This is a genomic window from Neobacillus soli NBRC 102451 (assembly GCF_001591665.1).
Lineage (GTDB): Bacteria > Bacillota > Bacilli > Bacillales > Cytobacillaceae > Neobacillus > Neobacillus soli.
Genome location: NZ_BCVI01000068.1, coordinates 21,752 through 31,339, shown reverse-complemented (window position 1 = coordinate 31,339; position 9,588 = coordinate 21,752). Strand labels below are relative to the sequence as shown.

The window sequence follows — 9,588 nt, the reverse complement described above, 5'->3', positions numbered from 1 at the left end:
AAATCCAATTCGACAAAATTCGGGTGGTGACAGGCACCGGTAGGCACCGGTAGGGCGAACAGTGACTGGACTGTTCGCCCTTTGCCATATCGATTTAATTTTTAGACCTCAACTGCAGCCACGTTAACTGTCCAGTTAAAGGGGTCTTCTTTTTTCCCGAGTTGAATTCCGGTAATTTCATCATAAATGTCCTGCGATAATTGGCCGATTTTATGATCATTGATGACGATTGTATCATCGTTCCAATTTAATTCTCCAACGGGTGATATAACGGCGGCAGTTCCCGCCCCGAAGACTTCTTCCAGTTCGCCGCGCTCATGTGCAGCATAAACCTCTTCAATAGAAATTTTTTCCTCACGGACTGGTATGTTCCAATGCCTTAATAATTGAATAACAGAATCGCGGGTGACGCCGGGTAAAATGCTACCATTTAATTTTGGCGTGACTACTTCGCCATTGATCTTGAAGAAAATATTCATACTGCCAACTTCTTCAACGTATTTATTCTCTTTCGCATCGAGCCAAAGAATTTGTGCATAACCATTCGCATCGGCCTTTTCTTGTGCCTTCATGCTCGCCGCATAATTACCTGCGGTCTTCACATGGCCCACCCCGCCAATGACAGCCCGGACATACTGCTCTTCTACATAAATTTTCACAGGACTTAATTGGTCGCCATAATAGGCTCCTGACGGCGAAAGGATGACAAGCAGCTTGTATTGGTTGGCAGGACGGACACCCAGATAGGTTTCTGTCGAGAAAATAAACGGGCGAATGTAAAGCGATGTCCCTTCCCCATCAGGAACCCAATCCTTTTCCGTTAAAATTAATTGCTTAATCGCTCTTAATAGGAAATCCTCATCAATTTGCGGAATGCACAGCCTGTCGCATGAATCATTCAATCGCTTCATGTTTTTTTCTGGACGGAAGAGTTGGATTGATTCATCGGCTGCCTTATAGGCCTTCATTCCCTCAAAAATAGCTTGTCCATAATGAAAAACCATCGCGGCCGGATCAAGTGTTAACGGCTCGTAAGGAGTGATTCTTGGATCATACCAGCCATTTTGGCTATGATAATCCATCACAAACATGTAATCGCTATAATACTTGCCGAAACCAAGTGAAGCGGTATCAGGTTTTTCCTTTAATTCTTCTCTTTTAATAAAAGCAATTTCTTGTTTCATCATTGCACCCCATATCCATCTTTTTTCATTTGTCTTTGAGTTTAGCTCAAACCCAATTGTTTGCTACCGATAAGTAATTGATAGATTACCAATTGTTATTAATTTTACTATATCACTTTATTTGTTCAAACTTCCATTCCTGAGGTCCTAAAATTCAATACATAGAAATTTAATACTTTGACATACTGATAAAAATAAGGTAAATTAACTAATGTACGAACATTTTATAGTGAATTGAAATTTATTATTCGTGTTTAGGGGTGTTACTCATGGAAAATGTGTTTGATTATGAAGATATTCAATTGATTCCTGCGAAATGTATTGTGAATAGCCGATCTGAGTGTGATACATCGGTAACCTTAGGCAAACATACATTTAAGTTGCCTGTGGTGCCTGCAAATATGCAAACGATTATTGATGAAAAAACTTCCGTATACTTAGCTGAAAATGGTTACTTCTATGTAATGCATCGTTTCGAACCCGAGAAACGGCTTGCTTTTATTAAAAATATGAAATCACGTGGATTGATTGCCTCTATCAGTGTGGGTGTCAAAGGGGAAGAATATCAGTTCATCCAGCAATTAGCAGATGAACAGCTTACACCGGAATATATAACGATTGATATTGCACATGGTCATTCCAATGCAGTAATCGAGATGATTCAGCATATTAAGAAGCACTTACCTAATAGTTTTGTCATTGCAGGAAATGTTGGAACTCCAGAAGCAGTCCGAGAATTAGAACATGCCGGTGCAGATGCGACAAAAGTTGGTATTGGACCAGGAAAGGTATGTATTACGAAGATTAAGACTGGATTTGGAACGGGCGGCTGGCAGTTAGCAGCACTAAGATGGTGCGCAAAGGCTGCAAGTAAGCCTGTTATTGCGGACGGTGGAATTCGGACACATGGTGATATTGCAAAGTCCGTCAGGTTTGGGGCCTCGATGGTCATGATTGGCTCCTTATTTGCTGGTCATGAAGAATCTCCAGGTGAAACAGTTGAGAAAGATGGAAAGCTGTATAAAGAATACTTTGGTTCCGCTTCGGAATTTCAAAAAGGTGAAAAGAAAAATGTAGAAGGCAAAAAAATGTTTGTAGAGTACAGAGGTGCTTTAATAGATACTCTGATTGAAATGGAACAAGATCTTCAATCCGCTATTTCTTATGCAGGAGGAAACAAGTTAGAAAACATCCGTAATGTAGATTATGTTGTTGTTAAGAACTCCATCTTTAATGGTGATAAGGTATATTAATATTTTTCTTTAAAAAAAGGTGCCAGCCCCCGTACGTAATTGTTTTACGCATAGAGGGTCCAGCACCTTTTTCCATTGAAAACTACCGATTCGACAAAATTCGGGCGGTGCCTGGCACCTTAATACGGGCGGCTTCTTGCACCTTAATAATCTGTTACTGTGAGGTTTCTGTCCAAAAAGGATTCAATTAATTCACTAATTTGATAAGCCGTTTGTGGCGAATCATTATTTTCAAAGACGTGTTCACAGCTATCTTTATAGCCCATAATCTCGTCATAATGGCTCATATGCCGCTCTATTACTGCCTCACTATCTTGACGCTCCTGGTGTCTTTTGATAACCGTATCACGATTGGCATAAATAAAAATGCGGGTGACTCCATTACCATACATCTTTTTCAACTTTTCAGTACCTTCGGGATTTAAAGTCAAATAGACGAGATCATGGTTTTGAAAGGCTTCAATGATATCTTGTTCACGGATTCCATAATGGATTCCATCGATTTCGACACTTTCAAGAAATTCCTGCTTTTCTTGCATGTGTTTGAAGGATTCTTCCGTAACAAAGTGGTAGTCCTCACCATCTTTTTCATAGTGTCGGGGGGAACGAGTAGTGTAAGAGAGAACGGTTTCCATATCAAATGCAGTAGCAACCATTTTAGAAATGGTCTTTCTTCCAGATCCATCAGGACCGGTGTAAACGAATATTTTCTCTTTTTCCTTGATTTGAAACATAGAGGTGCCTCCTTTTAGTTTTGATAAAAATAGAAAATGCCCCTTTATTCTACGGAAACTTATACTGAAGTGAAGAGGGATTACTATTATTATATCAAAATGTTCTCCTAATAGAAATATATGTATTTATTATGAGCAGTAACTGATACTGTTCAAATTGGAAATTCCAGAAAAAAGTACTATAGTGTTTAGTATAGATTGGGTAATATTTAGCAAAGCTTAGAAACGAGTGTCTGAATAATAAAGGAGAAATGGACATGTTAGACGAAATCTTATCAACCTTTGCTTCCATGTTAGATTGGCATATGTGGGCAGATGTGTTGACTTCACCAAAATCATGGGGATTAATTTTATCTTTAGCGGTACTGGAATGTATCTTATCTGCAGATAACGCCTTGGTTTTATCTGCATTTGTCAAACCGTTAGCAAAAAAGCAGCAAAAGAAGGCACTAATATATGGATTATGGGGGGCTTATTTATTTCGGTTTATATTCATTGGACTCGGAACGTTTCTGATTAAACTATGGTTTATTAAGTTAATTGGGGCACTTTATTTGCTGTGGTTGTCGTTTAAGTTCTTTAAAGACAAACTAAAAGGTCAAGCAGAAGGAGAAGAGGATACGGCAGCTGAGCCAAGGGGCTGGTTAACGAAAACGTTTGGCGTATTCTGGGCAACAGTTATAAGCGTTGAACTGATGGATTTGGCCTTTTCTGTAGATAGTATTCTTACCGCACTAGCTGTTTCCGAGGAAGTCTGGGTGTTATTACTCGGTGGGATGATTGGAATCCTGTTAATGCGGGGAGTGGCAACCTTTTTTATTAGTTTAATGAACAGGGTCCCTGAACTCGAAACGACTGCTTACGTATTGATTACCTTTATTTCAATTAAAATGGGGCTAACCCTCGTCGATATCCATATTCCAAATGAAATATTTATCGGATTCATGATCCTTGCTTTTCTTATTACGTTTATCATCCACGCGATTCGGAAATCAAACGCTAAGAAATTTTCTCATTAAACAATTGAATCTTATATGTTACATAATCTATTCGACAAAATTCGGGTGGTGCCAGGCACCACGATGTGCACCACGATGTGCACCATGATATGAGCCAGCCTCCGGCATAACTATTGGTTTTTAGGGGGCTGGCTCTAGTTTATCATTGTGTCTAGCCACAAATTGGTGCCTGACACCATTATTAATGCTGACACCTTTATTACATTACATCTAAAATAGAATTTAACGTACTGAAATGGGATCTGGCTTTTAGGATGACATGACTTGCCCGCCGTTTACATGAAGTGTTTGTCCGGTCACGAAACGGGAATCATCGGAGGCTAGATAAACAAAAGTTGGAGCGACTTCAAAGGGCTGGCCTTGCCGTTTCATTGGATTGTCTGCCAGTGCTACTTGATCAGCTGAGAAGCTTGCCGGGATTAAAGGAGTCCAGATACGCCCAGGTGCAATGGCATTTACCCTGATGCCCTTGTCAACAAGATTATGTGCCAATGCGCGGGTAAACCCAACATTCGCCCCTTTTGTTGCCGAGTAATCCATCAATTGATCGTTTCCATAATAGGCCACAACGGATGCAGTATTAATAATGGAACTTCCTGCTTTTAAGTAGGGAAGGGCCGCACGGGTGGTATAGAAATGGGAGTAGATGTTGACTTTGAAGGTATCATCGAACTGTTCATCGGTAATATCAAGCAAGCTTAATTGCTGAAACTGAATCCCGACATGGTTACAAAGTACATTGAGATGCCCGAGTGTTTGGATTGTTTTTTCCACGATATCGATACACTGCTGCTTTTCCCTTAGGTCACCAGGTAATAATAAACACCGCTGTCCGAGTTCTTCAATTCTAGTCTTGGTTCGGTTCGCATCCTCGTGTTCATCCAAATAAGCGATTGCCACATCCGCGCCTTCTTTAGCAAAAGCAATCGCAGCTGCTGCCCCCATCCCACTGTCACCTCCAGTGATTAGGGCAACTTTTCCTACAAGTTTGCCGCTTCCCTTATAATTCGGATTTTCAATGATTGGCTTTGGAACCATCAATTTTTCAACACCGGGCTGGCGAAGCTGACGTTGTTCAGGGACTGTAATTGGAATGTCTTCGTAACGGGTTATTTTTCCATAATGGGGATACATCGGATAATCTTGATTCGGTGGTTTTTTTTGATGATCATGTGTCATAAAAATCCTCCTAGAAAAACCATTTTGCTGTTACAGTATGTTATCTGGGCTTTCAGGGTGCTTGCCAAAGATGCAAAAAGTATCGTGGGTACGGGCTCGTTGAGGCTGGAAGTGGAATAAAGTGAAAGGATAGAAGGAAATGTTCCAAGGAGGTTTTCCACTTTGCAATACTATCCATTCAGTCGAGAAATTTTGCTATTGGTAGTAGATCATTCGGATGAAAAGGTTGAGCTAGTATACAATGCTAATCCCTATTCTTTTAAAATGCCTAAAATTGGACCGAGGCCGCCGTATTATTATAATCCGAGATATGAACAGTATTTTCCTGTGATTTAGAAGAATTGCCTCTTTAAAAAAGGCTCTTTTCTAAAAGTTTATTGCTAATTTGGATTCGCCGATAAAATTAAAAATTCGCCGATAAAGTGGCTGGATTCGCCGATAAACCTATAAAATCCGCCGATAAATCAGATCAACTTGCTAATATGTGTAATTTTACACCATATTAGTTGCTGTTTTTGGGGTAAACGTAGTTAATAACAATATTTCTTTACGAAAACAGCCTTAAAAAAGATGCCTACAATCAATGATTGCATTGATGAGGCATCTTTTTTACTTGATATCTGCGGTTCTGCTAATTTCTAAAAATGATTTGGAGAAACTATGTTTAGGAAAAAATAAGGAGGAACTTCAACCGGTGCATGAGTTAGATTTACATTATATATTTGAACTGGGTCTTATTTTAGTAATGATTGCAGCAGGAATCACCGCGATTGCCAAAAAGTTTAAACGGCCTTATCCGATTGCGCTTGTCATTGTTGGAACCATCATCGGTCTTGTCAATATTCCGGTGCTGGAGCCGTTAAAACAATGGATAACAAAAGGAGAAATCTTTAATTTTGTCATTATCACCTTATTTCTGCCTTCCTTATTAGGGGAAGCCGCCTTAAAACTGCCGTTCGCACATCTTAAAGAAAATAAAAAGCCCATTCTGGCCTTAGCCATTGGCGGAACACTGCTATCATTTTTCATCGTTGGCTTTTTAGCTATTTGGCTATTAAACTTTTCAATCCCCGCTGCCTTTGTATTTGCGGCCCTAATGAGTGCAACGGATCCGGTAAGTGTGCTTTCGATTTTTAAAAGCGTTGGCGTCAACAAAAGGCTGGCCACTGTTATCGAAGGAGAAAGCTTGTTCAATGATGGATTAGCCGTTGTCTTTTTCAAAATATCGGCCTTTTATCTGCTGACCTATCTTGACCTTGGAATCGAGGGGGCCGGACTTGGGCTATGGGAATTTATTAGGGTCATTTCACTGGGACTCATCATCGGCGGAGCTCTTGGCTATGGCTTTTCCCATTTAACTAAATACTTTGATGATTATCCATTGGAAATTATTTTTAGCATGATTCTCTTTTATGGTTCCTTTTTACTGGCGGAAAGTGTCCATGCATCAGGAGTCATTGCTGTGGTGGTTGCGGCGCTGATCTTAGGGAATTATGGAGCAAAAATCGGGATGAGCCCAACAACCAAGTTGAATATCAATAACTTTTGGGATGTTACGGCATTATTGGCAAACTCACTTGTTTTCCTCATGGTGGGATTAGAAATAACCATTATCGATTTAACAGGTAAATGGGGTTTGATCGTGTTAGCCATCGTGATTGTATTAGTTGCCAGAAGTGTCGCCGTGTATATAAGCTTATTATTTATCAAAAACTTTCCTGCCTCATGGAAGCATATTATTAATTGGGGCGGCCTAAAGGGGTCATTATCGATTGCTCTTGTCCTAAGCCTGCCAAGAGATTTCACAGGACGTGAGGAGATTTTGATTCTGGCCTTTAGTGTGGTGTTGTTCTCATTGGTCGTTCAAGGGCTGTCGATTAAACCGCTGTTAGCCTTTTTAGGGGCGAATAAAAAAGAAGCAGGCTATACGGAGTATGAAGAGCTAATCGCCCGCGGCCATCGATTCGAGACGGCCATCCTAGAAATAAATAAGGTGAAAAAGAACTTGTTTATTACGGATGCAGTATCAAAGGAAATCGTTGATCAATATAAACTAGAACTTGCCAACTTGCAGGGCGAAATGGAGTTGCTTTTTCAAAAACATCCAGACCTTAAAGAAAAGCAGCAAACCATCTTACTGAGACATTCCTTGTATGCCCAGCACGAAGCCATTGATATCCTGCTGAAGGAAGACATCATTTCAAATGTAGTGGCCGCAAAAGAACATGAACAGATTACAAACCATCTTGTGGAATTAGAGGAATCTCATTAATAATGGAGGAAAATGGGCGATGCCTGTAGGTTTGGTAAAATCTTTTCATTAATTATTTTTAAAAAATAAGTGTACAACCCCTGGCTTTTAGTTTATTCTAGGAATTACAAAATTATATTACTATACAATGATAGGTTATTAAGTAGTCTTTTTATCCCTGTTTTAAAGAGCTAGTGACCGGTGAAAACTAGTATCTTATAAAAAGGTGAATTTCGTCCCTGGAGTATTTTTTTCGACCGTTGGAAGGGAAAGACGGATTGTCCACGATATCGACAATAAAGCTGGAGAATTGGTAGTCCTATTCTCAATTAGGGTGGTACCGCGATATAGTCGTCCCTACGTGTAGACGTAGGACGGCTTTTTTTGTTTTTAAAAAAGGATGTTTAGGAAAGAGGGAATGAGTTGAAGAATACGGAGCAGTGGTCATCAAAGATTGGTTTTATTTTAGCAGCAGGCGGTTCCGCGATTGGACTTGGAGCGATATGGAAGTTTCCCTATATAGCGGGAATTAGCGGGGGAGGGGCCTTCTTTTTTATCTTTATTCTATTTACGTTATTCTTGGGCTTGCCCTTGCTGATAGCTGAATTTGTGGTAGGTCGTAAAACACAGAAAAACGCCATTGAGGCTTATAAAGAGCTTGCGCCACATTCGAAATGGCATTGGATTGGATATTTGGGAATGGTCACCTGTTTTATTTTGCTGTCATTTTATAGCGTGATTGGCGGCTGGATCATTAGTTACATATGGAAGGCTGTTTCAGGACAGTTGAACGGATTGGATCAATCCGGTTATGCTCAGTTGTTTGGTGAGACGATTTCAAACCCAATGACCAGCGTTGGGGTGCAGTTGATCTTCATGCTCTTAACCATCGTCGTCGTGGCAAAAGGGGTTCAAAAGGGGATTGAAAAAGCAAGTCAAATCATGATGCCGGTTTTATTTATTCTTTTTATCGTTTTGATCGTTCGTTCTTTGTCACTAGAAGGTGCGATGGAAGGTGTCACCTTTTTATTTAAGCCGGACTTTCATAAAGTAACAGCAGAAACGATTCTTTTTGCCCTGGGTCAATCTTTTTTCGCCTTAAGTGTCGGTGTTTCGGTAATGGTGACGTATAGCTCCTATTTATCGAAGGAAGAAAGCCTGGTTCGTTCTGCCTTTTCGATTGTCGGACTAAATATATTTATTATTATCTTGTCGGGTCTTGCGATTTTCCCAGCGGTGTTTTCATTCGGATTAAAGCCTGATGCCGGTCCTGTTTTATTATTTAATGTCCTGCCAAATGTGTTTAATCAAATGGCCTTTGGTATGGTTTTTTTTATCGCCTTTCTAGTTTTGTTCTTATTTGCAGCCCTGACGTCAGCGTTTTCGATGCTGGAGATCATTGTGTCAGTTATCGCTAAGGGGGATGTTAAAAAAAGAGCAAAATGGTCATGGATCATCGGAATTGCCATCTTTATCTTCGGTATTCCATCTGCCTTATCCTATGGAGTGTTAAGCGATGTCCATTTGTTTGGAAAGTCGATCTTTGATGCTGCCGATTACTTAGTAAGTAATGTTTTAATGCCGATTGGAGCGTTACTAATCTCGATTTTTGTGCCGCTCAAGATTAAAAAGTCAGTAATATATGAAGAATTATCATTGGGCGGGGGATTGTCGCTCAGCCTATTTCGAGTTTGGTTTTTCCTCATTCGCTACGTCGCACCCATTGCCATATTACTTGTTTGCTACCATGTTATTAGGGGATAAGGTGTCAGGCACCATTAATAATACGTGGGTGTTAGAAACGGTGTTAGGCACCCTATTGGTGCCTGACACCGTACTAAGGTTTATAACAAGGAATGAAATAAATTAAGTGTATTTGTACTTTACATTATTTCCCACGTGACTTATAATTAAATCATAAGTAGTAAGTAGTAAGTAGTAAGTAACTATTCAAATAGGAGGGATTTT

General features: G+C 40.0%; 8 protein-coding genes and 1 other annotated feature. Of the genes, 5 read left to right on the top strand and 3 right to left on the bottom strand.

The features are described 5' to 3' along the window. Positions 1-101: 101 nt before the first annotated feature. A complete protein-coding gene (locus BSO02S_RS22800) occupies positions 102-1,184 on the bottom strand; it encodes a branched-chain amino acid aminotransferase (RefSeq protein ID WP_066073119.1) in 1,083 nt (360 codons plus the stop codon). A gap of 269 nt (positions 1,185-1,453) precedes the next feature. Between BSO02S_RS22800 and guaC the strand changes: the two genes are divergently transcribed. Then, positions 1,454-2,437, top strand: a complete 984-nt coding sequence (gene guaC / locus BSO02S_RS22795) for a GMP reductase (RefSeq protein WP_066073116.1) — start codon at positions 1,454-1,456, stop codon at positions 2,435-2,437. 143 nt (positions 2,438-2,580) lie between these two features. Here guaC and BSO02S_RS22790 read toward each other — a convergent pair whose 3' ends face one another. Then, positions 2,581-3,171, bottom strand: coding sequence for a guanylate kinase (locus BSO02S_RS22790; RefSeq protein WP_066073113.1), 591 nt, complete (start codon positions 3,169-3,171; stop codon positions 2,581-2,583). 251 nt (positions 3,172-3,422) lie between these two features. Between BSO02S_RS22790 and BSO02S_RS22785 the strand changes: the two genes are divergently transcribed. Continuing rightward, positions 3,423-4,190: a TerC family protein gene (locus BSO02S_RS22785; RefSeq protein WP_066073110.1), complete on the top strand. Its 768-nt coding sequence runs from the start codon at positions 3,423-3,425 to the stop codon at positions 4,188-4,190. 249 nt (positions 4,191-4,439) lie between these two features. Here the strand turns inward: BSO02S_RS22785 and BSO02S_RS22780 are convergent, their stop codons facing one another. Next, positions 4,440-5,369 (bottom strand): SDR family oxidoreductase, encoded by a 930-nt coding sequence (locus tag BSO02S_RS22780; protein WP_066073107.1) that lies wholly within the window; start codon positions 5,367-5,369, stop codon positions 4,440-4,442. Positions 5,370-5,531: 162 nt separating this feature from the next. On the opposite strand from BSO02S_RS22780, the gene BSO02S_RS27625 reads away from it, so the two are divergent. The 3 genes from BSO02S_RS27625 to BSO02S_RS22770 all read left to right on the top strand — a co-directional run bounded on the left by BSO02S_RS27625 (position 5,532) and on the right by BSO02S_RS22770 (position 9,384). Continuing rightward, positions 5,532-5,705, top strand: coding sequence for a hypothetical protein (locus tag BSO02S_RS27625; protein ID WP_169802789.1), 174 nt, complete (start codon positions 5,532-5,534; stop codon positions 5,703-5,705). Positions 5,706-6,063: 358 nt separating this feature from the next. Continuing rightward, positions 6,064-7,641: a cation:proton antiporter gene (locus tag BSO02S_RS22775; RefSeq protein ID WP_096190971.1), complete on the top strand. Its 1,578-nt coding sequence runs from the start codon at positions 6,064-6,066 to the stop codon at positions 7,639-7,641. A gap of 118 nt (positions 7,642-7,759) precedes the next feature. After that, positions 7,760-7,982, top strand: a binding site (T-box leader). 61 nt (positions 7,983-8,043) lie between these two features. After that, a complete protein-coding gene (locus BSO02S_RS22770) occupies positions 8,044-9,384 on the top strand; it encodes a sodium-dependent transporter (protein ID WP_066073105.1) in 1,341 nt (446 codons plus the stop codon). The last annotated feature ends 204 nt before the right edge of the window (positions 9,385-9,588 follow it).